Annotated in this window: 22 protein-coding genes, 1 pseudogene and 1 riboswitch; of the genes and pseudogenes, 15 read left to right on the forward strand and 8 right to left on the reverse strand. The window is 57.2% G+C overall.

The genetic code is table 11. The annotated features are described in order from the left end of the window. The first annotated feature begins 117 nt into the window (after positions 1–117). Entirely contained in the window at positions 118–1008 is an 891-nt protein-coding gene (gene malG, locus B8P98_RS26140) for a maltose ABC transporter permease MalG (protein ID WP_025713350.1), read from the forward strand. 192 nt (positions 1009–1200) lie between these two features. Here the strand turns inward: malG and psiE are convergent, their stop codons facing one another. Next, positions 1201–1611: a phosphate-starvation-inducible protein PsiE gene (psiE, locus tag B8P98_RS26145; RefSeq protein WP_025713351.1), complete on the reverse strand. Its 411-nt coding sequence runs from the start codon at positions 1609–1611 to the stop codon at positions 1201–1203. A gap of 144 nt (positions 1612–1755) precedes the next feature. Between psiE and B8P98_RS26150 the strand changes: the two genes are divergently transcribed. Further along, positions 1756–2265: a GNAT family N-acetyltransferase gene (locus tag B8P98_RS26150; protein ID WP_025713352.1), complete on the forward strand. Its 510-nt coding sequence runs from the start codon at positions 1756–1758 to the stop codon at positions 2263–2265. 8 nt (positions 2266–2273) lie between these two features. Continuing rightward, complete coding sequence (locus B8P98_RS26155) at positions 2274–2729, forward strand: acyltransferase (protein ID WP_025713353.1); 456 nt, start codon at positions 2274–2276, stop codon at positions 2727–2729. Positions 2730–2778: 49 nt separating this feature from the next. Here the strand turns inward: B8P98_RS26155 and pgi are convergent, their stop codons facing one another. After that, positions 2779–4428 (reverse strand): glucose-6-phosphate isomerase, encoded by a 1650-nt coding sequence (gene pgi, locus B8P98_RS26160; protein WP_012543196.1) that lies wholly within the window; start codon positions 4426–4428, stop codon positions 2779–2781. A gap of 349 nt (positions 4429–4777) precedes the next feature. Next, positions 4778–5013, forward strand: a riboswitch (Lysine riboswitch). A 179-nt stretch (positions 5014–5192) separates the two neighbouring features. Between pgi and lysC the strand changes: the two genes are divergently transcribed. Then, positions 5193–6542, forward strand: coding sequence for a lysine-sensitive aspartokinase 3 (gene lysC / locus B8P98_RS26170; protein WP_025713354.1), 1350 nt, complete (start codon positions 5193–5195; stop codon positions 6540–6542). 139 nt (positions 6543–6681) lie between these two features. Next, positions 6682–7611 (forward strand): ketopantoate/pantoate/pantothenate transporter PanS, encoded by a 930-nt coding sequence (panS, locus tag B8P98_RS26175; protein ID WP_002884627.1) that lies wholly within the window; start codon positions 6682–6684, stop codon positions 7609–7611. A gap of 36 nt (positions 7612–7647) precedes the next feature. Here panS and B8P98_RS26180 read toward each other — a convergent pair whose 3' ends face one another. Continuing rightward, complete coding sequence (locus B8P98_RS26180) at positions 7648–7986, reverse strand: helix-turn-helix domain-containing protein (RefSeq protein ID WP_025713355.1); 339 nt, start codon at positions 7984–7986, stop codon at positions 7648–7650. Further along, positions 7983–8338: pseudogene (locus B8P98_RS26185) on the reverse strand (type II toxin-antitoxin system RelE/ParE family toxin). The gene B8P98_RS26180 and the pseudogene B8P98_RS26185 overlap by 4 nt, the downstream one beginning before the upstream one ends. 199 nt (positions 8339–8537) lie before the next feature. On the opposite strand from B8P98_RS26185, the gene B8P98_RS26190 reads away from it, so the two are divergent. Further along, positions 8538–8810 carry a YjbD family protein gene (locus tag B8P98_RS26190; RefSeq protein WP_002884625.1) on the forward strand — a complete coding sequence of 91 codons (273 nt, stop codon included), beginning with the start codon at positions 8538–8540 and terminating at the stop codon, positions 8808–8810. Here B8P98_RS26190 and rluF read toward each other — a convergent pair. Continuing rightward, entirely contained in the window at positions 8807–9682 is an 876-nt protein-coding gene (gene rluF / locus B8P98_RS26195) for a 23S rRNA pseudouridine(2604) synthase RluF (protein ID WP_002884619.1), read from the reverse strand. The genes B8P98_RS26190 and rluF overlap by 4 nt on opposite strands. Positions 9683–10031: 349 nt before the next feature. Here rluF and B8P98_RS26200 point away from each other — a divergent pair, with 349 nt between their 5' ends. The 8 genes from B8P98_RS26200 (at position 10032) to B8P98_RS26235 (ending at position 16572) form a co-directional block, all read left to right on the forward strand. After that, entirely contained in the window at positions 10032–10979 is a 948-nt protein-coding gene (locus B8P98_RS26200; RefSeq protein ID WP_095033671.1) for a sugar-binding transcriptional regulator, read from the forward strand. A 70-nt stretch (positions 10980–11049) separates the two neighbouring features. Beyond that, positions 11050–11853 carry an SDR family oxidoreductase gene (locus B8P98_RS26205; RefSeq protein WP_025713358.1) on the forward strand — a complete coding sequence of 268 codons (804 nt, stop codon included), beginning with the start codon at positions 11050–11052 and terminating at the stop codon, positions 11851–11853. Between the two features lie 9 nt (positions 11854–11862). Further along, positions 11863–12270, forward strand: a complete 408-nt coding sequence (locus B8P98_RS26210) for a mannose/fructose/sorbose PTS transporter subunit IIA (RefSeq protein ID WP_025713359.1) — start codon at positions 11863–11865, stop codon at positions 12268–12270. Next, positions 12270–12764 (forward strand): mannose/fructose/sorbose PTS transporter subunit IIB, encoded by a 495-nt coding sequence (locus tag B8P98_RS26215; protein WP_025713360.1) that lies wholly within the window; start codon positions 12270–12272, stop codon positions 12762–12764. The genes B8P98_RS26210 and B8P98_RS26215 overlap by 1 nt, the downstream gene beginning before the upstream one ends. Before the next feature lie 64 nt (positions 12765–12828). Continuing rightward, entirely contained in the window at positions 12829–13629 is an 801-nt protein-coding gene (locus tag B8P98_RS26220; protein ID WP_025713361.1) for a PTS mannose/fructose/sorbose transporter subunit IIC, read from the forward strand. An 11-nt stretch (positions 13630–13640) separates the two neighbouring features. After that, positions 13641–14465: a PTS system mannose/fructose/sorbose family transporter subunit IID gene (locus B8P98_RS26225; RefSeq protein WP_002884590.1), complete on the forward strand. Its 825-nt coding sequence runs from the start codon at positions 13641–13643 to the stop codon at positions 14463–14465. Positions 14466–14537: 72 nt separating this feature from the next. Further along, on the forward strand, positions 14538–15770 hold the full coding sequence (sorE, locus tag B8P98_RS26230) for an L-sorbose 1-phosphate reductase (protein WP_025713362.1): 1233 nt from the start codon (positions 14538–14540) through the stop codon (positions 15768–15770). Continuing rightward, a complete protein-coding gene (locus tag B8P98_RS26235; protein ID WP_025713363.1) occupies positions 15763–16572 on the forward strand; it encodes a shikimate 5-dehydrogenase in 810 nt (269 codons plus the stop codon). Before sorE ends, B8P98_RS26235 begins: the two co-directional genes overlap by 8 nt. Before the next feature lie 78 nt (positions 16573–16650). On the opposite strand, the gene B8P98_RS26240 is transcribed toward B8P98_RS26235, so the two are convergent. Beyond that, entirely contained in the window at positions 16651–18282 is a 1632-nt protein-coding gene (locus B8P98_RS26240; RefSeq protein WP_025713364.1) for a Na/Pi cotransporter family protein, read from the reverse strand. A 130-nt stretch (positions 18283–18412) separates the two neighbouring features. Further along, complete coding sequence (gene metH, locus B8P98_RS26245) at positions 18413–22096, reverse strand: methionine synthase (protein WP_095033571.1); 3684 nt, start codon at positions 22094–22096, stop codon at positions 18413–18415. 194 nt (positions 22097–22290) lie between these two features. On the opposite strand from metH, the gene iclR reads away from it, so the two are divergent. Further along, complete coding sequence (iclR, locus tag B8P98_RS26250) at positions 22291–23121, forward strand: glyoxylate bypass operon transcriptional repressor IclR (RefSeq protein WP_042929560.1); 831 nt, start codon at positions 22291–22293, stop codon at positions 23119–23121. Between the two features lie 51 nt (positions 23122–23172). On the opposite strand, the gene aceK is transcribed toward iclR, so the two are convergent. Then, a complete protein-coding gene (aceK, locus tag B8P98_RS26255; protein ID WP_095033572.1) occupies positions 23173–24957 on the reverse strand; it encodes a bifunctional isocitrate dehydrogenase kinase/phosphatase in 1785 nt (594 codons plus the stop codon). Positions 24958–25008 lie beyond the last annotated feature (51 nt).

The following is a 25008-nucleotide window of genomic DNA, read 5'->3' on the forward strand; positions in this document are numbered from 1 at the left end:
TCGGCCAGCGCGGAAGAACCGGAGCGTACACGTAGTACGTGAGGATTCTGAGCACTGCCCGAGTTCAAAATGGCAAGCAAAATAGCCTGGAGCGAAGTCAAGGGGAGTAAAATTACAATGGCTATGGTCCAACCCAAATCTCAAAAGCTGCGTCTCTTTACCACGCATCTTCTGTTACTGATTTTCATCGCCGCGATTATGTTTCCGCTGCTGATGGTTATCGCTATCTCGCTGCGCGAAGGCAACTTCGCCACCGGCAGCCTGATCCCGGAGACCATCTCCTGGGAACACTGGCGCCTGGCGTTAGGCTTCAGCGTGGAGCATGCGGATGGCCGCGTCACGCCGCCGCCGTTCCCGGTGCTACTGTGGCTGTGGAACTCGATTAAGGTCGCCGGGATCACCGCGATCGGTATCGTCGCCCTCTCCACCACCTGCGCTTACGCTTTCGCCCGTATGCGCTTCCCGGGGAAAGCGACCCTGCTGAAAGGGATGCTGATTTTCCAGATGTTCCCGGCAGTGCTGTCGCTGGTAGCCCTGTACGCGTTGTTTGACCGCCTGGGCCAGTACATCCCGTTTGTCGGCCTTAACACCCACGGCGGCGTGATCTTCGCTTATATGGGCGGTATCGCGCTGCACGTCTGGACGATTAAAGGCTACTTCGAAACCATCGATGGTTCGCTGGAAGAAGCGGCGGCGCTGGATGGCGCGACCCCATGGCAGGCCTTCCGCCTCGTGCTGCTGCCGCTGTCGGTGCCGATTCTGGCGGTGGTGTTTATTCTGTCGTTCATCGCAGCCATCACCGAAGTGCCCGTCGCCTCGCTGCTGCTGCGCGATGTGAACAGCTATACCCTGGCGGTAGGTATGCAACAGTATCTCAACCCGCAGAACTATCTGTGGGGCGACTTCGCCGCCGCGGCGGTGCTCTCCGCCATCCCGATCACGGTGGTCTTCCTGCTGGCGCAGCGCTGGCTGGTTAACGGCCTGACGGCGGGCGGGGTGAAAGGTTAAGTTTTTTTGTAACACCGGCCCCAAATTTCAGAGGAGGGCCGACGGTCTAGCCGCAATACACGACCCCAACCGGGTATTGTTGCCGTCGCCCTCAGCTGAAAAAGTAAGGTCAATGCCACTGCTATCCTCAACTGGACCCTACATAAATTCTATTTGTGACTGTTGGTCAGCGGCCCTGGAGGCCGCTTTTTTTTATTCGCGTTTCAGGCGATTGGAGTTACACAGCCAGAGCGTAATCACCAGGATCAGGATCGCCGCGGAGTAAATGAGCACCGCCAGCGGCGATTCATGATCGATGATGATCAGACGCACAATCGCGGTGATACCGATATAGACGAAATAGCGCAGCGGAAAGTGGAACCCCGACTGAAAATACTTGACGATCAGCGCGATAAACTCGAAGTAGAGGAAGTAAACCACCAGACCTTCCACCAGCCGGTATTTACTGGTTGGCTCCGGGGTAAAGAGGACATCGGCCAGATGCAGCGTCTCTTTACCGAGGAAGACGATCAAAATAATCCCCAGACACAACAGCCCAAGATTTAAAACCGTTTGCATCGCAGTGGCGATAAAATTCACCAGAGGGCGATAAACCGACGACATACATTCACCTCATCATTATGATTCTTTGAGACCTGTATAACGCAAAAATGTGATCCAGATCGATATTATTCGCTAACTTTTTGCCACCCTCGGCCAGGATGTAACAATCACAGGCCAGACGGACGGGGTAAAAAGGAAACAACCATGCTAAAAATTCGTACCGCACTGGCAGAGGATGCGGCTTTGCTCAACGAAATGGGTAATGCCAGCTATCGCCATCACTTTGCTCACCACTGGCATAACGCCGATGAGCTGGCGCATTACCTGCAACAAGAGTATTCCCTGGCCTCTTTGCAACGTAGCCTGACCGATTCGCAGTGCTGTTGGTTGATTGCTGAAGCCCCCCACCCTGTCGGCTTTGCTAAGTACACCTGTTGTCAGGCGTTGAGTGCCGAAGGTCCGTCCGGCACGCTGCTGCACAAGCTCTATCTGCTGCCGGGTGAGACCGGCCACCGCTACGGCGAGCAGATATTTCACGCCGTCGAGACGCGAGCAAAAACGGCCGGTGAAAGCTGGCTGTGGCTGGAGGTACTCGCTGATAATCCCGCCGCGCGCCGTTTTTACCAACGCCAGGGGATGCAGCACGTGAAAGATGTCACCTTTCATTCCGCCAGCCAGCAAAGCACCTTACATATTCTGGCCAAACCAATCTGAGAGGCAGTATGCATACCCTTCGGGAAACGGCGATCCGCAACGTCACCAGCGGCGAAAACGTGGTGATCTACCAGCCCGCCAACCTCTACGACTGTATCCTTGGCGATAACGTGTTCGTCGGGCCATTCGTTGAGATCCAGGGCAATACCCGCATCGGCGCAAACAGTAAAATTCAATCCCACACCTTTATCTGCGAGTACGTCACCATCGGCCAGCGCTGCTTTATCGGTCACGGCGTGATGTTTGCCAACGACCTTTTCCGCGATGGCAAACCAAACGCCGACCGCGCCAGCTGGGGGCGGATCGAGATTGGCGATGACGTGTCGATCGGCAGCGGCGCCACGATTCTGGCCGTCAGCATCTGCGATGGGGTGGTGATTGGCGCGGGCAGTGTGGTCACAAAGTCCATTACCGAGAAAGGGGTGTGGGCAGGGAATCCGGCAAGGCTGTTGCGGCGGCTATAAATAAGAATGCCGACCAAAGGGTCGGCATTCCGTCTTAGCTGCGCATGCGTTATGCGCGCCAGGCTTTATAACGGTTAATCAGGCCGTTAGTAGAGCTGTCGTGGCTGCTAACTTCGCTGCCGTCTTTCAGCTCCGGCAGGATGCGGTTAGCCAGCTGTTTGCCGAGCTCAACGCCCCACTGGTCAAAGGTGAAGATGTTGAGGATCGCGCCCTGGGTGAAGATTTTGTGCTCGTACAGGGCAATCAGCGCCCCGAGGCTGAACGGGGTGATCTCACGCAGCAGGATGGAGTTGGTCGGGCGGTTGCCTTCGAACACTTTGAACGGCACCACGTGCTCCAGAGTCGCCGGATCTTTACCCTGATCGCGATATTCCTGCTCGACCACTTCACGGGATTTACCGAAGGCCAGGGCCTCGGTCTGGGCGAAGAAGTTGGACAGTAGCTTCGGATGATGGTCGGACAGCGGGTTGTGGGTGATAGCCGGAGCGATGAAATCGCACGGTACCATTTTGGTCCCCTGGTGGATCAGCTGATAGAACGCGTGCTGGCCGTTGGTGCCCGGCTCGCCCCAGATGATCGGGCCAGTCTGGTAGTCCACCGCGTGGCCGTTACGATCAACATACTTACCGTTGGACTCCATGTTGCCCTGCTGGAAGTAAGCGGCAAAGCGGTGCATGTACTGGTCGTACGGCAGAATCGCTTCGGTTTCTGCACCGAAGAAGTTGTTGTACCAGATACCGATCAGCGCCAGCAGTACCGGCAGGTTTTTTTCCGCCGGGGTGGTGGAGAAGTGCTTATCCATTGCATGCGCGCCGGACAGCAGCTCAACGAAGTTGTCGAAGCCCACGGAGAGAATAATGGACAGGCCAATCGCTGACCACAGGGAGTAACGGCCACCCACCCAGTCCCAGAATTCGAACATGTTGGCGGTGTCGATACCGAATTCGCCAACCGCTTTCGCGTTGGTGGAGAGCGCGGCGAAGTGTTTTGCCACGTGCTTGTCGTCGCCCGCGGTCGCCAGGAACCAGTCGCGCGCGCTGTGGGCGTTGGTCATGGTCTCCTGAGTGGTGAAAGTCTTGGACGCCACCAGGAACAGGGTGGTTTCCGGGTTGACGTTCTTCAGCACTTCGGCGATGTGGGTGCCATCGACGTTAGAGACAAAGTGCATGTTGAGGTGGTTTTTGTACGGACGCAGCGCTTCGGTCACCATAAACGGACCAAGATCGGAGCCGCCGATACCGATATTCACCACGTCGGTGATCGGTTTGCCGGTATAGCCTTTCCAGCTACCGGAGATAATCGCTTCGGAGAAGGTTTTCATCTTCTCCAGCACGGCGTTCACTTCCGGCATCACATCTTTACCATCAACCACAATCGGCGTATTGCTGCGGTTGCGCAGCGCGACGTGCAGTACCGCACGGTCTTCCGTACGGTTGATCTTCTCGCCAGAGAACATCGATTTAATGGCGCCTGCCAGGTCAGTCTCTTTCGCCAGGTCCTGCAGTTTAGCCAGCGTCTCTTCGGTGATGCGGTTTTTGGAGAAATCCACCAGCATCAGATCGTCGAACGTCGCGGAAAACTTGGAAAAACGGTCGCTATCTTTAGCGAACAGCTCGCTGATAGTGACATCTTTCATTTCGTCGAAGTGTTTCTGTAATGCCTGCCAGGCAGAGGTCTGCGTTGGGTTGATGTTTTTCATTAGCAATACTCTTCTGATTTGAGATTGTGACTTCGGTCGATTGTAGCGCCGGTGACGGAAAATTGTGATGATTTTTGTGACTTGTCCCTGACGCGGGTCAGGAATCGGGTCAAAACGGAGTAAAAAGCCCCATTAGTATAGCTATCATAAGGCTTTTTTCTGTTAGCCGCAGGGGCATGAAAAATCCGCATAACCGCAGCGTTGACATAGCTGGTGTTAAGCCTTTATATATCCGCAGTGCCTACGTATTAGTAGGTATCTATTGCTCGCGCATTTCACGCTACAGCGAAAGGGTATTCGTGGGGGATATAATGTCCCGGCTCCCCCGGCCAGGTGAAAGACGTCGGTAATTGCCAGAAGAGGTGCGTTGCCCAGGTAACCGTATTGGAGGAACCAGTCCGGGGAAAATACGTGAGGGGGAGCAACGCCGAGGTGAAAGAGCGTCTGGTCGCGCTCCTCACCGGCCACAGGGGCTGAATCCCCTGGGTTGTCACCAGAAACGTTCGCAGTCGGGCGTTTCATACCCGAACACCTCAGCGCCCAGAGCGGTGAGTCGGGTCTACAAGGTGGAGCACTTCTGGGTGACATCGTAGTTGTTTATCACTCTGCGCCACCCTGTTTATCGCTCTTCCCTTGTGCCATGGCTGAATAATTTGGCCTGGCTTATTAAGACATTTTGTTGCGATCCGGCGGCGTCCAGCCCCTGCCAGGATCGGTGGTCAGGAATCGTTTTAATAAGTCAGGCCCCCTGACACGAGGTTGTTATGACAGATCTAGTCGTCGCCAAATTTGGCGGCACCAGCGTTGCTGATTTTGACGCGATGAACCGCAGCATTGATGTGGCGCTGCTCGATGCCAATACCCGTATTGTTGTGCTCTCCGCCTCTGCCGGCGTGACCAACATTCTGGTGGCCTTAGCGGGCGGGCTGGAACCCACCGAACGTTTTTCCCAGCTGGATGCCCTGCGCCAGATCCAGTTCAATATTCTGGAGCGTTTGCGCTATCCCAACGTGATCCGCGAAGAGATTGAGCGCCTGCTGGAAAATATCACCACGCTGGCAGAAGCCGCCGCGCTCGCCTCCTCCACCGCCCTGACCGACGAACTGGTCAGCCATGGCGAACTGATGTCCACCCTGCTGTTTGTGGAAATTCTGCGTGAGCGCGGTATCCAGGCGCAGTGGTTTGACGCCCGTAAGGTGCTGCGTACCAACGATCGTTTTGGCCGCGCCGAACCGGATATCGCCGCCGTCGCCGAACTGACCCAGCAGCAGCTGGCGCCACGCCTGGCGGAAGGCCTGGTGGTAACCCAGGGCTTTATCGGCAGCGAAGCGAAAGGCCGCACCACCACTCTCGGCCGCGGCGGCAGCGATTATACCGCCGCTCTGCTCGGCGAAGCGCTGCATGCCACCCGTGTCGATATCTGGACCGATGTCCCGGGGATCTATACGACCGACCCGCGCGTCGCGCCAGCGGCGAAACGCATCGACGTCATCGCCTTTGAAGAGGCGGCGGAAATGGCCACCTTTGGCGCCAAAGTGCTGCACCCGGCGACCCTGCTGCCTGCCGTGCGCAGCGATATCCCGGTGTTTGTCGGCTCCAGTAAAGAGCCTAAAGCGGGCGGTACGCTGGTATGTAAAACCACCGAGAACCCGCCGCTGTTCCGCGCGCTGGCGCTGCGTCGCCGCCAGACGTTACTGACGCTGCACAGCCTGAATATGCTGCACTCCCGCGGCTTCCTCGCCGAAGTGTTCGGTATTCTGGCGCGCCATAACATCTCCGTCGATTTGATCACCACCTCCGAAGTGAGCGTGGCCCTGACCATGGACACCACCGGCTCAACCTCTGCGGGCGATACCCTGCTGACCCAGGCGCTGCTGACCGAGCTCTCCTCGCTGTGTCGCGTGGAAGTGGAGGAAGACCTGGCGCTGGTGGCCCTGATTGGCAATGAGCTGTCGAAAGCCTGCGGCGTAGGCAAAGAGGTCTTTGGCGTCCTCGAGCCGTTTAACATCCGCATGATTTGCTATGGCGCCTCCAGCCACAACCTCTGCTTCCTGGTGCCTGGCGCCGATGCGGAGAAAGTTGTGCAGAAGCTGCATCATAATTTGTTTGAATAAAATTCATTAGCACGATAAACAATACCTATAGCCGGGCTCGAACCCGGCTTTTTTATAACAACATCAACACAACCAGCTGACCTGCTCGCCGCCCCATCGGGATGGCGCGGCCCGGTTCGCGTATCGCAAGGAACACAACATGCTCGCAACTTTGACGCGGCTGTTCCCGTTATGGGCACTGCTGCTCTCCGTTCTGGCCTATTACACCCCCACCACCTTCACCCCGATTGGCCCATGGGTCACCACCCTGCTGATGCTGATCATGTTCGGTATGGGCGTCCATCTGAAGCTGGAAGATTTCAAACGCGTCCTGTCGCGCCCGGCGCCGGTCGCTGCGGGGATCTTTCTCCATTATCTGGTGATGCCGCTCGCCGCCTGGCTGCTGGCGCTGCTGTTTCATATGCCGCCGGAGCTTTCCGCCGGGATGGTGCTGGTCGGCAGCGTCGCCAGCGGAACCGCCTCCAACGTCATGATCTTTCTGGCAAAAGGGGATGTGGCGCTGTCGGTAACCATCTCCTCAGTTTCCACGCTGGTTGGCGTGGTCGCGACACCGCTGCTCACCCGTCTGTACGTCGACGCGCATATTCAGGTCGACGTCATGGGCATGTTGCTCAGCATTCTGCAGATTGTGGTCATCCCCATCGCGCTGGGACTGATTGTCCATCATCTGCTGCCGAAGGTGGTGAAAGCGGTGGAGCCGTTCCTGCCCGCCTTCTCGATGGTGTGCATTCTGGCGATCATCAGCGCGGTGGTGGCGGGTTCCGCCGCCCATATTGCCTCCGTCGGCCTGGTGGTGATTATCGCGGTGATCCTGCATAACACTATTGGTCTGCTTGGCGGGTACTGGGGCGGACGTCTGTTTGGTTTTGATGAATCCACCTGCCGTACGCTGGCGATCGAGGTGGGGATGCAGAACTCCGGCCTGGCGGCCGCGCTGGGTAAAATTTACTTCGGCCCGCTGGCGGCGCTGCCGGGCGCGCTGTTCTCCGTCTGGCATAACCTGTCCGGTTCGCTGCTGGCCGGGTACTGGTCAGGAAAGCCCATCGCCAAAAAAGCCGACAAGCGCTGAGCGTGATACGTCCGGGCGCAGGCCCGGACGTGTGCGTTATCCAATCTGCAAACGTACTGGTTTACCTAACTTCATTAACATCATGACTAACGCATCCAGGGTAAACTTACTGGTTTTCTGGTTGACCACATCTGAAATACGCGGGCGCGAAATGCTCAACTTCGCGGCAGCATCGGCCTGCTTCAATTGATGTTCATCTATCCACTCAGCGATTTCCTGCATTAACTGTCGTTTAAGCGCTATCAACTGCTCAACTTCTTTTTCCGCTTGTCCCCGAAGCTGCTCTGCGTCAGCATCATCAAAGCCCAGTTCACTGAATATATTGCTCTCTTCAGAGGTCACATGACGGATACCATCCACACTCTTACGATTCATTTATGACTCCTGTGTTCCTGCTGTATAACCTGCAAACGGCTTCTGACAATCTGTTTTCGTGTTCGGCGGTACGCCGCGTCTTTTTGTTAAAACAGTGCAGGACATATATCGCCTCTGCAAAACGGGCCAGATAAATTACCCGATATGCACCGGAAAAGTGGCGCAGGCGGATTTCTTCAACGCCCCGCCCCAGTTGAGGCATCGCTTTCCAGTCCGCAGCCTCTAAACCCGACTGTAAACGATAAAGCTGGAATCCGGCATCTCTGCGGACATCCTCAGGAAACTGGCGCAGATCGTCAAAGGAAGAGCCCATCCAGACGATACGCCTTAATCTCTGTTGCTGATTGAGCATACCACATCCTTGTATAAAATTTTATACATCACCCGCCCAAAATTTGTCGTCGTTGGACGGGAGACGTGCCATTACCCTAAGCCAGACCCGTTCACTGGTCACGAACGAGGGAAATATTCTGCGAGGCGCTTTCCGGATGCGTTCTATTTTGCGCTGATTGCCGTACACTGGGTGCTCTGGTCTGACTGAGGGCACCACCATGGCACTCCCCCGTATTACACAAAAAGAGATGACCGAGCGCGAACAGCGCGAATTGAAAACGCTGCTTGACCGCGCGCGTATTGCGCATGGCCGCCCGCTGAGCAATGCGGAAACGAACAGCGTGAAAAAGGAATATATCGATAAGCTGATGGCGCAGCGTGAAGCGGAAGCGAAGAAAGCCCGCCAGGTGAGAAAACAGCAGGCTTACAAAACGGACAAGGAAGCGACCTTTTCCTGGTCGGCGAATACGCCGACCCGCGGCAGGCGTTAACGCCCTTTCTTTTTACGTCCCGGCTGGGTGAAACGTTTCCCGTTACCAGCCGGGCGACCCTTATCGTTGCTATTTTCCATCTTCACCACCGGGCGCTTGATCCCGGGAGTCGCCGCTTTGGCCTTCGGCCTGGCTTTCGGCTTCGCTTCGGAAGAGGAATTTTCAATCAGCTTGAACAGGTCGATCAGCTCGTCATCGGTTAGATCACGCCATTCACCCAAGGGGATCCCCGTCAGGCTCACGTTCATGATCCGCGTACGCTCAAGCTTCGTCACTTCATAGCCAAAGTGCTCGCACATACGCCGGATCTGGCGATTCAGCCCCTGCACCAGAGTGATGCGGAAAACGAACGGCGCCTCTTTCTTCACCTTACATTTTTTCGTCACCGTCCCGAGAATCGGCACCCCTGCGCCCATGCCGCGAATAAACTCATCAGTCACCGGCTTATCGACCGTCACCAGATACTCTTTTTCATGGTCGTTGCCGGCGCGCAGGATCTTGTTCACCAGATCGCCGTGGTTGGTGAGGAAGATCAGCCCCTGAGAATCTTTATCCAGACGGCCGATAGGGAAGATACGCTTGCTGTGGTTGACGAAGTCGACAATGTTGTCACGCTCGCCATCTTCGGTGGTGCTCACAATACCGACCGGCTTATTCAGCGCAATCAGCACCAGATCATCCGCTTCACGCGGCTCAATCAACCGTCCGTTCACTTTGACCAGGTCACCAGGCTTCACCTGATCGCCAATAGTGGCGCGCTTGCCATTGATAAAGACGTTGCCTTGTTCAATAAAGCGGTCCGCTTCGCGACGCGAGCAGATGCCGCTTTCACTGATGTATTTATTTAATCGGGTTGATGAGTCGGGCAGCATAGATTCTCCTGTAAAAGCGAAATATACCCTACCTTGTGGGCGAGAAAAAAGATGTGCCTTTGCGCCCTCCGGCGCAAGGTGTGATCGACTACGCCTTTTTTCACAAAAGTGTCCCGCTCAACGTCTGGCAACTTTGCGTAATGAAATATCACAGAATCAGCGGCTTAGCGCGCAATGCACAAAGGTGCCAACAACCCACTATTGATAACGCAAATGTGCAAGATTATTCGCCAGATTAGGGTGATGAAATAAAAGAAAATCCCTTTAAACGGCGGCTCTAATAGGGTTATATCAGATCAACAGCACAAACCCGCGATTTGCACAAATGTGCAGGAGCCAGCAGATGACTATGGAAAATAGCGATGATATCCGGTTGATTGTCAAAATCGCCCAGCTCTATTACGAGCAGGATATGACCCAGGCGCAAATCGCTCGCGAGCTGGGGATCTATCGCACCACCATTAGTCGCCTGCTGAAGCGCGGCCGCGAGCAGGGCATTGTCACCATTGCCATCAACTATGACTACAACGAGAACCTGTGGCTCGAACAACAGCTCAAGCAAAAATTTGGTCTGAAAGAGGCGGTGGTTGCCAGTAGCGATGGGCTGCTGGAAGAAGAACAGCTGAGCGCGATGGGCCAGCATGGCGCCCTGCTTGTCGATCGGTTGCTGGAACCCGGCGATATTATCGGTTTTTCATGGGGCCGCGCCGTGCGTTCGCTGGTGGAGAACCTGCCGCAGGCCAGCCACTCACGCCAGGTGATCTGCGTCCCCATCATCGGCGGGCCTTCCGGTAAACTGGAGAGCCGCTACCATGTGAACACGTTAACCTACGGTGCGGCAGCCAGGCTGAAAGCGGAATCCCACCTTGCCGATTTTCCAGCCCTGCTGGATAACCCGCTGATCCGCAACGGCATCATGCAGTCCCAGCACTTTAAAACCATCTCATCCTACTGGGACAGTCTGGATGTCGCGCTGGTGGGTATTGGTTCACCGGCCATTCGCGACGGCGCAAACTGGCACGCCTTCTACGGCAGCGAAGAGAGCGACGATCTCAACGCCCGCCACGTCGCCGGGGATATCTGCTCGCGTTTCTACGATATTAACGGCGGGTTAGTCGATACCAATATGAGCGAAAAAACGCTGTCGATCGAAATGGCGAAGCTGCGCCAGGCGCGTTATTCCATCGGCATCGCCATGGGGCAAGAGAAATACTCGGGCATTCTTGGCGCATTGCACGGACGCTATATTAATTGTCTGGTGACAAACAGAGAAACAGCTGAATTATTACTGAAATAACACACAGGATATGATTTCACGCAGCACGCGCTGCGGGGGATCCCTTTATCTAAAGAAATGGGAGAGCATAATGAATACCTGGTTAAATTTAAAAGATAACGTCATTATCGTAACCGGTGGCGCCTCAGGAATTGGGCTGGCCATTGTCGATGAATTATTATCCCAAGGCGCTCATGTCCAGATGATTGATATTCACGGCGGCGATCGCCATCACAATGGCGATAATTATCATTTCTGGCCGACGGATATTTCCAGCGCGACAGAGGTACAGCAGACTATCGATGCCATTATTCAGCGCTGGTCGCGTATTGATGGCCTGGTCAATAACGCCGGCGTGAATTTCCCACGTTTATTAGTCGACGAAAAAGCACCGGCCGGCCGCTATGAATTAAACGAAGCCGCTTTTGAAAAAATGGTCAATATCAACCAGAAAGGGGTGTTTTTCATGTCGCAGGCGGTGGCACGTCAAATGGTCAAACAGCGCGCCGGGGTGATTGTCAATGTTTCGTCGGAGAGCGGTCTGGAAGGCTCTGAAGGTCAAAGCTGCTACGCCGCCACCAAGGCCGCGCTCAATAGCTTTACCCGCTCCTGGTCTAAAGAATTGGGTAAATATGGGATCCGTGTGGTCGGCGTTGCGCCGGGGATCCTCGAAAAAACCGGCCTGCGGACGCCGGAATATGAAGAGGCGCTGGCCTGGACGCGCAATATCACCGTCGAGCAACTTCGCGAGGGATATACCAAAAACGCCATTCCCATCGGGCGGGCGGGAAAACTCTCGGAAGTCGCTGATTTTGTTTGCTATCTCTTGTCATCACGCGCCAGCTACATCACCGGAGTCACCACTAACATTGCCGGCGGAAAAACGCGCGGTTAAGGAGGCAGTATGGTTCACGCTATCTTCTGCGCCCACGGCCAGCTGGCCGGGGCCATGCTTGATTCGGTACGCATGGTCTACGGCGAGGTTAACGTCAGCGCCGTCGCGTTTGTCCCCGGCGAAAACGCGGCGGATATCGCCATTAACCTGGAAAAGTTAGTAAGCGCACACATCGATGAGGAGTGGGTCATCGCGGTAGATTTGCAGTGCGGAAGCCCATGGAATGCCGCAGCCGGTCTGGCAATGCGTCACCCGCAGATCCGGGTGATTAGCGGCCTGTCGCTGCCGCTGGCGCTTGAGCTGGTGGATAACCAGCATACCCTGAGCGCCGATGACTTATGTCAGCATCTGCAAACCATTGCCAGCCAGTGCTGTGTGGTCTGGCAGCAGCCAGAAACCGTTGAGGAGGAGTTCTGATGCATATTACGCTCGCCCGTATTGATGACCGACTCATTCATGGGCAGGTCACCACCGTCTGGTCAAAAGTCGCTAACGCCCAGCGGATAATTATCTGCAATGACGAGGTATTTAACGATGAAGTTCGCCGGACCCTGTTGCGCCAGGCGGCACCGCCAGGCATGAAGGTAAATGTTGTCAGTCTGGAAAAGGCGGTAGCGGTCTATCATAACCCGCAATATCAGGATGAGACCGTCTTTTATTTATTTACCAATCCACACGATGTTTTAACGATGGTGCGCCAGGGCGTGCAGATCGCCACGTTAAATATTGGTGGTATGGCCTGGCGCCCCGGAAAAAAACAGCTAACCAAAGCCGTTTCTTTGGATCCGCAGGATATTCAGGCATTCCGTGAACTCGATAAACTGGGCGTAAAACTCGATTTACGCGTGGTCGCATCAGACCCGTCAGTTAATATTCTCGACAAAATTAACGAAACGACTTTCTGCGAATAAAAAATAGCGCCTGTTGTGATATGCCGTAGCAGGCAGGATAACTCACACCTTAAAGGTCAAAATTATGGAAATTAGTACCCTACAAATAATAGCCATATTTATTTTTTCCTGTATTGCCGGAATGGGCAGCGTGCTGGACGAATTTCAGACCCATCGACCCCTTATCGCCTGTACCGTAATTGGCCTCATCCTGGGTGATTTAAAAACCGGGGTTATGCTCGGCGGCACGCTGGAGTTGATCGCCCTCGGCTGGATGAACGTGGGGGCTGCACAGTCACCAGATTCGGCGCTGGCCAGCATTATCTCCGCCATTCTGGTGATTGTGGGCCACCAGAGCATTGCCACCGGCATCGCCATTGCCCTGCCGGTGGCCGCCGCCGGGCAGGTGCTGACCGTTTTCGCTCGCACCATTACCGTGGTGTTCCAGCACGCCGCGGACAAAGCGGCCGAGGAGGCGCGCTTTCGCACCATCGACCTGCTGCATGTCTCCGCGCTGGGGGTGCAGGCGCTGCGCGTGGCAATTCCGGCGCTGGTGGTCTCTCTGTTCGTTAGCGCGGACATGGTCAGCAGTATGCTTAGCGCGATCCCGGAATTCGTCACCCGCGGTCTGCAGATTGCCGGCGGTTTTATTGTCGTCGTGGGCTACGCGATGGTGCTGCGAATGATGGGCGTGAAGTACCTGATGCCCTTCTTTTTCCTCGGTTTTCTCGCTGGTGGTTATCTCGACCTCAGCCTGCTGGCTTTCGGCGGCGTGGGCGTCATCATCGCGCTGATCTACCTCCAGCTCAATCCGCAGTGGCGTAAGGCTGAACCCGCCGCCTCCACCGCCCCCTCTGCACCCGCCCTTGACCAGCTTGACGACTAACGGAGCCGAAAATGGAACAGAAAAAAATCACGCAAGGCGACCTGGTGAGCATGTTTCTCCGCTCCAACCTCCAGCAGGCCTCCTTTAACTTCGAACGTATTCATGGCCTGGGATTTTGCTACGACATGATCCCGGCGATCAAACGCCTGTATCCGCTCAAAGCCGATCAGGTCGCGGCGCTGAAGCGTCATCTGGTGTTCTTTAATACCACGCCGGCGGTATGCGGCCCGGTGATCGGCGTCACCGCCGCCATGGAGGAGGCTCGGGCCAACGGCGCGGCCATTGACGATGGCGCTATTAACGGCATCAAGGTGGGTCTGATGGGCCCGCTGGCAGGCGTCGGCGACCCGCTGGTCTGGGGCACGCTGCGGCCGATTACCGCGGCCCTCGGCGCCTCGCTGGCCCTCTCCGGCAATATTCTGGGGCCTTTGTTATTTTTCTTTATTTTCAACGCGGTGCGATTGGCAATGAAGTGGTACGGCCTGCAGCTGGGCTTCCGTAAGGGGGTCAATATCGTCAGCGATATGGGCGGTAACCTGCTGCAGAAGCTGACCGAAGGCGCCTCCATTCTCGGCCTGTTTGTCATGGGGGTGCTGGTGACCAAATGGACCACCATCAATGTGCCGCTGGTGGTCTCCCAAACGCCCGGTGCTGACGGCGCCACCGTCACCATGACCGTCCAGAACATCCTCGATCAGCTCTGCCCCGGCCTGCTGGCGCTGGGCCTGACGCTACTGATGGTGCGTCTGCTGAATAAGAAAGTGAATCCAGTCTGGCTGATTTTCGCCCTGTTCGGCTTAGGCATTATCGGCAACGCTCTCGGCTTTCTGTCCTGATTATTCCGCCCCGGCGATGCCGGGGTGACGTCAACAACATAGCCCCGAAAGATGAAGGGGATGAGGTGGTTTATGCAAACAACAACGGCCCTGCGCCTGTATGGCAAACGTGACCTGCGCCTGGAAACCTTTACCCTCCCGGCGATGCAGGACGATGAGATCCTCGCCCGGGTGGTCACTGACAGCCTGTGCCTTTCTTCATGGAAAGAGGCCAATCAGGGTGCCGCTCATAAAAAGGTGCCAGATGATGTGGCCACCAGGCCCATTATTATCGGCCATGAATTCTGCGGCGAAATCCTCGCCGTCGGTAAAAAGTGGCAGCATAAGTTTCAGCCTGGGCAGCGCTACGTGATCCAGGCCAACCTGCAGTTGCCCGACCGGCCCGACTGCCCCGGCTACTCATTCCCATGGATCGGTGGCGAAGCCACCCATGTGGTGATCCCCAATGAGGTGATGGCGCAGGATTGCCTGCTCACCTGGGAGGGGGATACCTGGTTTGAAGGATCGCTGGTCGAGCCGCTCTCCTGCGTCATTGGCGCCTTCAACGCCAACTATCATCTGCAGGAGGGGAGTTACAACCACGTGATGGGGATCCGTCCGCAGGGGCGCACCCTGATCCTGGGCGGGACGGGGCCAATGGGGCTGCTGGCCATCGACTATGCGCTACACGGCCCCATCAATCCTTCACTACTGGTAGTGACCGATACCAATAAGCCGAAGCTCAGCTACGCCCGCCGTCATTACCCCTCTGAGCCGCAGACGCTGATCCACTATCTCGACGGCCATGAGGCCAGTCGCGATACGCTGCTGGCGCTCAGCGGCGGCCATGGCTTCGACGATATCTTCGTGTTTGTGCCAAACGAACAGCTGATCACTCTGGCCTCCTCGTTGCTGGCCCCGGACGGCTGCCTGAATTTCTTTGCTGGCCCCCAGGATAAGCAATTCAGCGCCCCGATCAACTTCTACGACGTGCACTACGCCTTTACCCACTACGTCGGCACCTCCGGCGGCAATACTGACGATATGCGCGCCGCGGTGGCGCTGATGCAGGCGAAAAAGGTCCAGACGGCGAAAGTGGTCACCCATATTCTCGGCCTGAACGCCGCGGGCGAAACCACCCTCGATCTGCCTGCCGTCGGCGGGGGGAAAAAGCTGGTATATACCGGAAAAGCCTTCCCGCTCACGCCGCTTGGCGAGATCGCCGATCCCGAACTGGCAGCGATTGTGGCACGTCACCATGGGATCTGGTCCCAGGAGGCTGAAGCGTATCTGCTGGCCCACGCGGAGGATATTACGCATGATTAACCGCGATACGCTGCTGTGTATCTCTCTGGCGGGTCGCCCCGGCAACTTCGGCACCCGCTTTCATAACTATCTGTATGAAAAGCTGGGGTTGAACTATCTCTACAAAGCCTTTACGACAACGGATATTGAGGCGGCGGTAAAAGGGGTTCGCGCATTGGGTATCCGCGGCTGTGCGGTCTCCATGCCGTTTAAAGAGAGCTGCATACCGTTTCTTGACGCGATCGACCCGTCGGCAAAAGCCATCGACTCCGTCAACACCATCGTCAATGACGACGGGAAGTTAACCGGGCTAAACACCGATTACATCGCGGTTAAAAGCCTGATCGCCAGCCATCGGCTCGATACCAACGCCAGAGTGATGATTCAGGGTAGCGGCGGCATGGGGAAAGCCGTCATTGCCGCCTTCCGTGATGCCGGTTTTCGCGATGTGATCATTGCGGCCCGCAATCGCCAGCGCGGCCTGGCGCTGGCAAAACAGTATGGCTTTCAGTGGCAGCCCCTGCCGGAAGGGATCGCAGCTGAGATTCTGGTCAATGTTACACCGCTGGGCATGGCAGGGGGAGCGGAAAGCAACACGCTGGCGTTCAGCGAGGCCATGGTGGCCCAGGCCAGCGTCGTGTTTGACGTGGTCGCGTTGCCGGCGGAAACTCCGCTGATTCGCCTGGCGCAGCAACGGGGTAAGCAGACCATCAGCGGTGCGGAAGTTATTGCCCTGCAAGCCGTCGAGCAGTTTGCCCTTTATACCGGCGTACGGCCGGATAGCGCGCTGGTGGCAGAGGCCTCGGCGTTTGCCAGAAGCTAGTATGTCCCTCCCGGGAAGGCGTCAGCCACGTCCCGGGAGGGCTACCTCGCCAGAAAAGAAGCGACATAAACGGAAATCTCAGTAGTCATCTCGTTCGTCGTCTTCATCCGGCTGCTCCATCACGCTGTAGGCCACCGAGCAGAACAGGCTGTTCAGACGCTTCATATCCCCCAGCAGCGCCAGGTGCAACGTACTGGTTTCGATACTCTGCACGTTCTGCTGATGCAGACGGTCAACGTGCGCATGCGAGTAACGGCGGTTAAGAATGCGGAACCGGTGTTTGCTGCGCCGCAGACGGCGGGCGCTGGGTACATCGCTGGAGAAGAAGACCGACATCGCCAGCTGCAGATTGCTGAGCAGCAGATCGTACAGCGCATCCAGCTCCTTTAACCCTTCCACCGAGAAGGCGCGTCGTGCCGCCAGTGATTTATCGGCGATCTCGCTGCCCATCCGCTCGACGATATCGGACGCCTGCTCGAGGTTTAACGACATTTCAATGATTTCCGCCCAGCGCCGGGATTCCTCTTCCGCCAGCTCATCCTTTGGCATTCGCGCCAGATAGAGCTTAATGGCGGTGTAGAGTACGTTGATATCGTCCGCCATGCGGCGCAGCTCTTTCTCCTGACGCGGTTCGCCATGCATCACCTTATGCAGGCTCTCCAGCATCTGCTCCATCGCATCACCAATGCGCAGGGTCTCACGCGCGGCATTGGCCAGCGCCAGCGCCGGGGTGTCCAGCGCCGACGGGTCGAGATGCTTGGGTTTGAGATGGTTATCCAGCTCGGGCTCATCGTGAATCAGACGCTGGCACAGCTTCGCCATCGGCCCGGCGAAGGGCACCATCGCGATGCAGCGCAGCAGGTTGTAAAAGACGTGGAAGTAGATGACCAGTTCAGACTCCGCCAACGGCAGCTTGTGCATCACCGCGGCCAGCGGATGGACAAACGGCAGAATAATCAGGCTCCCCACCAGCTTAAACAGCAGGCTACCCAACGCCACGCGGCGCGCTGCCGCGTTCGCCGCGCTGTTGTTGAGCATCGCCAACAGCCCCGATCCCAGGTTGGCGCCAATCACCAGGCACAGCGCCACCGGGAAAGAGATCGCTCCCGCCGCGGTCAGCGTCGCGGTCAACAGCACTGCCGCCAGACTGGAGTAGCTGATGATCGCGAATACGGCGCCAATCAAGGCATCCAGCATGATATCGCCGGTCAGCGAGGCAAAAATCACCTGCACGCCGTTGGCCTGAGTAATGGGGTGGACGGCCTGAACAATCAGCTCCAGGGCCAGCAGGATCAGCCCCAGGCCGATCCCCACCCGCCCCAGCTGCCCGGCACGGGTTTGCTTGCGGCCAAGGAAGAAGATCACCCCGATAAATATCAGCAGCGGCGACAGCCACGACAGGTCGAAGGTCAGCACCCTCGCCATCAGCGCCGTCCCGACGTCAGCCCCCAGCACCATCACCAGCGCCGGCGTCAGGCCCACTAAATCCTGGGCAACAAACGAGGTCACCAGCATGGTGGTGGCATTGCTGCTTTGCACCAGCGCAGTGACGCCAAGACCCGCGCAGAAGGCGAGCGGCTTTTTCTCTACGCTGCTACTGAGAACGGTACGCAGGCGAGCGCCATAGACGCGCATCACCCCGGTACGCACGATATGCGTGCCCCACACCAGCAGAGCAACCGCGGACAACAGGTGTAGCAGAGTTAACACGGAATCAGCTTCTCCTTATCGTTATAGGTGTTCCGACGTTCTGGAACCTCTCTCAGTATAAGGGGTTAACCTCAATAAAGAGACAAGGCGCTCACAGAGCGCCTTGTTTGTTGTAAGGAAAGGTGACGATTTAGTCGGCATCATAGCCCAGATTAGGCGCTAACCAGCGTTCGACTTCCGCCGGGGTCATCCCTTTACGCAGCGCGTAGTCTTCGACCTGGTCGCGCTGGATCTGCGCCACGGCGAAGTACTTGCTGTCCGGATGGCTGAAATACCAGCCGGAAACCGATGCGCCCGGCCACATGGCGAACGATTCGGTGAGCTTCATGCCGGTATGGGCTTCCACGTCCAGCAGTTGCCAGATGGTGCCTTTTTCGGTGTGCTCCGGACAGGCCGGATACCCCGGCGCAGGGCGGATCCCCTGGTAGTTCTCACGGATAAGCTCCTCATTGCTGAGGTTCTCATTGGCCGCATACCCCCAGTAGACCTTGCGTACTTTCTCATGCAGATACTCGGCAAAGGCCTCCGCCAGACGATCGGCGATGGCCTTGATCATGATCTTGTTATAGTCATCATGCTGCGCTTCATAGGCGTCCGCCAGCGCGTCCTCTTCCAGGCCGCCGGTGACGGCGAAGGCGCCGATATAGTCCGCTTTGCCGCTCAGCTTCGGCGCGACGAAGTCGGCGAGGCAGTAGTTGGCGAAGCCGACCTTCTCCGTCTGCTGGCGCAGATGATGGCTCACCGTCAGCACGTGAGTGCGGGTTTCGTCGCGATAAATTTCAATATCGTCGCCGACGCGGTTGGCCGGGAACAACCCGACCACGCCACGCGGGTTCAGGGTTTTCTCTGCGCTGAGTTTATCCAGCAGCTCGTTGGCGTCTTTGAACAAGCGCTGTGCCTCTTCACCGACCACTTCATCTTCCAGAATCCGCGGGTATTTGCCCGCCAGCGACCAGGTCATGAAGAACGGCGTCCAGTCGATGTAGTTACGCAGCGTCTCGATGCTCGCTTCCACCTCCTGTATCCCCAGGCGATGGGCCACCGGCGGCGTGTAGCTCTCCCAGTCGAAGGCCAGATCGTTTTCCCGCGCCGCGGCCAGGGTTACCGGCGGGGTGCGCGGTTTTTTACGCCCATGCTGGATACGCACGGTCTCATACTCTTTGCGCGTGCGGGCGACAAAATCATCGCGCTGCGTCTCCGAGAGCAGCGCAGCCACCACCCCGACGGTGCGCGAGGCGTTCTGTACGTAAACGGTCGGTCCGCTGTAGTTCTGCTCGATTTTCACCGCCGTATGCGCTTTCGAGGTAGTCGCGCCGCCTATCAGCAGCGGGATGGTAAAGCCCTGGCGCTCCATCTCTTTCGCCACGTTGACCATCTCGTCCAGCGACGGGGTAATCAGCCCGGAGAGACCGATCAGATCCGCATTCACCTCTTTGGCGGTTTTGAGAATTTTGTCCGCCGGGACCATCACGCCAAGATCGATAATTTCGTAGTTATTGCACTGCAGCACCACGCCGACGATGTTTTTGCCAATGTCGTGAACGTCGCCTTTTACCGTGGCAATCACCATTTTACCGTTACTGGAGCCCTGCTCTTTGCTGGCTTCGATATAAGGTTCGAGGTAGGCCACCGCCTGTTTCATCACGCGGGCGGATTTCACCACCTGCGGCAGGAACATTTTGCCTTCGCCGAACAGATCGCCGACCACGTTCATGCCGTCCATCAGCGGCCCTTCAATCACCTCGATAGGACGTTCGGCCTGCTGACGCGCTTCTTCGGTGTCCTGTTCGATAAATTCAGTAATGCCCTTCACCAGCGAATATTCGAGACGCTTTTTCACCTCCCAGCTGCGCCATTCCGCCTGCTGGGCATTCGCGCCGTCGTCCGCTTTGCTGCCGCGATATTTTTCCGCCAGCTCAAGTAACCGTTCGGTACTGTCATCACGGCGATTCAGGATCACGTCTTCGACCGCGTCGCGCAGCTCGCCCGGGAGGTCATCATAGATGGCCAGCTGGCCGGCGTTGACGATCCCCATATCCATGCCGTTACGGATCGCATAGTAGAGGAACACGGCGTGGATCGCCTCACGTACCGGGTCATTGCCGCGGAACGAGAACGACACGTTGGAGACCCCGCCGGAGATCAGCGCATGCGGCAGCTCGCGTTTGATGTCTTCGCAGGCGCCGATAAAGTCCTGGGCATAGTTATTGTGCTCTTCAATACCGGTCGCCACCGCGAAGATATTCGGGTCAAAGATAATATCTTCCGGCGGGAAGCCGACCTCTTCGGTGAGAATTTTGTAGGCGCGACGGCAAATCTCAATTTTGCGTTCGCGGGTGTCGGCCTGGCCCACTTCGTCAAAGGCCATCACCACCACCGCGGCGCCGTAGCGGCGCACCAGCTTCGCATGGTGGATAAAGGATTCGACGCCCTCTTTCATCGAAATCGAGTTAACGATGCCTTTGCCCTGAATGCATTTCAAACCCTTTTCAATGACTTCCCACTTGGAGGAGTCGATCATGATCGGTACGCGGGCAATGTCCGGCTCGCCGGCAATCAGGTTGAGGAAGCGCACCATCGCCGCTTCCGCGTCGAGCATCCCCTCGTCCATGTTGATATCGATAATCTGCGCGCCGCTTTCCACCTGCTGACGGGCAACGTCCAGCGCTTCGCTGTACTTTTCTTCTTTAATCAGGCGCTTAAATTTCGCCGAGCCGGTGACGTTGGTACGTTCGCCGACGTTAACGAACAGGCTGTCGTCGCCGATGTTTAGCGGCTCCAGACCGGCGAGGCGGCAGGCCACCGGAATTTCCGGCAACTGACGCGGCGGCAGGCCCGCTACCGCCCGGCTCATGGCGGCGATATGTTCCGGAGTCGTACCGCAGCAGCCGCCAACGATATTAAGGAAACCGGCTTCCGCCCATTCGCGGATCTGCGCCGCCATGGTGTCGGCATCCAGATCGTATTCGCCGAAAGCGTTGGGCAGACCGGCGTTCGGATGCGCGGTGACATAGCATTCGGCGATGCGCGACAGCTCCTGAACATACTGGCGCAGCTCGTCCGGCCCGAGGGCGCAGTTCAGACCAAACGATAAGGCTTCGGCGTGGCGCAGCGAGTTATAGAAAGCTTCGGTGGTCTGCCCGGAAAGCGTGCGGCCGGAGGCGTCGGTAATGGTGCCGGAGATCATTAGCGGCAGGTCAACGCCCAGCGCCTCCAGCTCCTCTTTCACCGCATAGATGGCCGCTTTGGCGTTCAGGGTGTCAAATACCGTTTCAATCAGGATCAGATCCACACCACCTTCCACCAGCGCCCGGGTGGATTCGCGATAGGCGGCCACCAGCTGGTCAAAGGTAATATTACGGAACGCCGGATCGTTCACATCAGGCGAGATAGAGGCGGTACGGTTGGTCGGGCCAAGCACGCCCGCGACGTAGCGCGGTTTTTCCGGCGTGCGGGCCGTCCAGGCGTCGGCGCTGGCGCGGGCCAGCTTCGCCGCGGCAAAGTTGATCTCGGCCGACAGGGATTCCATCTGGTAATCCGCCATCGCGATGGTCGTCGAGTTAAAGGTGTTGGTCTCGATGATATCCGCGCCGGCCTCGAAGTAGGCGTCGTGGATCTCGCGGATCACCTCAGGCTTGCTGAGCACCAGCAGGTCATTGTTGCCTTTCAGGTCGCACGGCCAGTCAGCAAAGCGCTCACCGCGAAAGTCCTGCTCACTCAGACGATAGCCCTGGATCATGGTGCCCATGCCCCCATCCAGGACCAGAATACGTTCTTTTAACTGCTGATGCAGTTGCTCAACTTTGCTGCTCACACTTGCTCCCGACAACGCTCAACTCAGGCCAAATAGCCAACGAACCATACTGGCACAAACCACCGGAGCGGAAAAGACAACAACGGGCAATATGAGACATGTTCAGCTTCACTCCTCCGATGAGTCTGGTTGTGATTGCATTCTCGCCAAATAAAACGAAAATTATTTCCACGATACAGAAAAAGGAGACCGCGATGGCCATTACCCCCGTTCCCGCGAAACGCGGCAGAAAACCCGCGGCAGCCACCGCCCAGCAGGCTGGCGGTCAGGTTCAGTCGCTGACCCGCGGCCTGAAATTGCTCGAATGGATTGCCGAGTCCCACAGCAGCGTCGCGCTAACCGAACTGGCGCAGCAGGCGGGTCTGCCCAATTCAACCACCCACCGTCTGCTGACCACCATGCAGCAGCTGGGCTTCGTCCGCCAGGTGGGCGAGCTGGGCCACTGGGCCGTCGGGGCGCATGCTTTCGTGGTCGGCAGCAGCTTTCTACAAAGCCGCAATCTGCTGGCGATTGTCCATCCGATCCTGCGCCAGCTGATGGAAGATTCCGGTGAAACGGTGAATCTGGCGGTGCTCGACCAGAGCGACCATCAGGCGATCATTATCGACCAGGTGCAATGCACCCAGCTGATGCGGATGTCGGCGCCAATCGGCGGTAAACTGCCGATGCACGCTTCCGGCGCCGGGAAGGCGTTTCTCGCGCAACTGAGCGAAGAGCAGGTCACCAGTTTGCTGCATCGTAAAGGGCTTCATGCCTATACGCATGCCACGCTGGTCTCCCCGCTGCATCTGAAGGAAGATTTAGCCCAGACCCGCAAGCGGGGCTACTCTTTCGATGATGAGGAACACGCGCTCGGCCTGCGCTGTGTCGCCGCCTGCATTTACGATGAACATCGCGAACCGTTCGCGGCAATCTCCATCTCAGGCCCCATCTCGCGTATGACCGATGATCGGGTGACTGAGCTGGGCGCGCTGGTCATTAAGGCCGCGAAAGAGGTCACGCTGGCATACGGCGGGGTTAAATAAAGAAAATGCCCCAGAGGGGCATTTTAAGTAGGCCTGATAAGCGTAGCGCCATCAGGCAGATCGGCGCACCTTGCCGGATGGCGGCGTAAACGCCTTCTCCGGCCTACTGTCGGCGCCATAGCGCACGCTAAACCGCTGCTTGCGCCGGTAGGCGTAGACATCTTCCACATGGCCGTTTTTAATCCGCGTCTGCAGTTCACGCCAGTAGTCGGCGCGCAGCAGGTCGGCATGCATCTCCTCAAACAGCGGTCCAATGCGCGGGTCAGCGCACAGCCAGTGGCGGAACTCCTCCGGGAAAACATCGCCCGGCGAGACGCTATACCACGGCTCGCTGGCCAGCTCATCCTCCGGATAGCGCGGCGGCGGGATATGACGGAAATTCACTTCCGTCATATAGCAGATTTCATCATAGTCGTAGAACACCACCCGGCCATGGCGGGTGACGCCGAAGTTTTTAAACAACATATCGCCAGGAAAGATATTGGCGGCGGCCAGCTGGCGGATAGCATTGCCATACTCTTCTACCGCATCACGTAATGCCTGACCGTTAACCTGCTCCAGCCACAGGTTGAGCGGCACCATTCGCCGTTCAATATACAGATGGCTGATGACGATGCGGTCGCCAAGATCGGTGAGTTTGTTCCCCGCTTCCGCCTGCAGCAGCGCCAGCAGCGCTGGCGCGATTTGCCGTTTATCCAGCACGAAATTTTCAAACTCCTGGGTATCCGCCATCCGCCCGACGCGGTCATGCTCCTTTACCAGCTGATAGCAGGCGCGCACGTGGGCGGCGGTCATCTCTTTCTGCGGCGCGAAGCGGTCTTTGATCACCTTAAACACCCGGTCAAACCCCGGCAGGGTAAACACCAGCATCACCATCCCGCGAATGCCCGGCGCTTCAATAAACTGCTCATCGCAGCGAGTAATGTAATGCAGATATTCGCGATAACTTTCGGTTTTGGCGTGCTTCTGACAGCCAATCGCCATATACAGCTCGGCCGTCGTTTTACCCGGCAGGATCTCGCGCAGCCATTCCACCAGGGCGCCGGGCAGTGGCGCATAAACCATAAAATAGGAACGCGCGAAGCCAAAAACGATGCTCGCTTCGGCATGGGTTGTGAGGCAGGTGTCAACAAACAGCTCACCCTCATCGCTGCGGTGGATCGGCAGCAAAAAAGGCAGCGTCGCCATCGGCATGACCAGTTTGCCCACCAGCCAGGCGGCTTTATTCCGGTAGAACAGCTCATTGGCGACCTGCAGATGACAGCTGGCGAGCAGTTCCTCCCCCAGCGCCTCCTGCAGACTGGCAATGATATAGCCGATGTCCCGCGCTTTATTCTGCCACGGCAGCCGCAGCGGCAGATCGGACAGCACTTTGCCCAGCAGGTGCGACCAGCCGCGTTCCGGAAAGAAATCTTTCGCCAGCGGTCGCGGGAGAGTGCGAAAGGGGCGCTCAGGCTGCGAACTGAAAATAAAGAGCCGCTCGGGGGTCAGCGAGCGGTGGTCAAACAGGCGGCAGTAGACCGAATTGAAAAAGCTCTCGGCAATTTCAAAGCGTGGGTAATCCGGCAAAAGTTGGGTGTACTGCTGTTTCACCCGCAGAAGAAAATCGACGTCGGTACTTTTCCCTTCGGTAATGCAGCGCAGCTGCTCTACTACCAGGCCAACGTGGTGATCGTAGAGATGGATGCGCTGCTTCATCGCCTGCTGCACCGCGTGCCAGTCAGCCTGTTCAAAGCGCTGCTGCGCGCCGGAGGTCACCTCGAGGAAACGCCCGTACTGGGCGTCGAATCCCTGTAATATCGTTTGGGCAATCAGTAATTCCAGACCACGCGTCATCGCTCTCCCCCATCCGGCACCACGTCATGCCGGATGGCGCACTCGCTTATC

Source organism: Klebsiella quasivariicola, assembly GCF_002269255.1.
Classification (GTDB): Bacteria; Pseudomonadota; Gammaproteobacteria; order Enterobacterales; family Enterobacteriaceae; genus Klebsiella; species Klebsiella quasivariicola.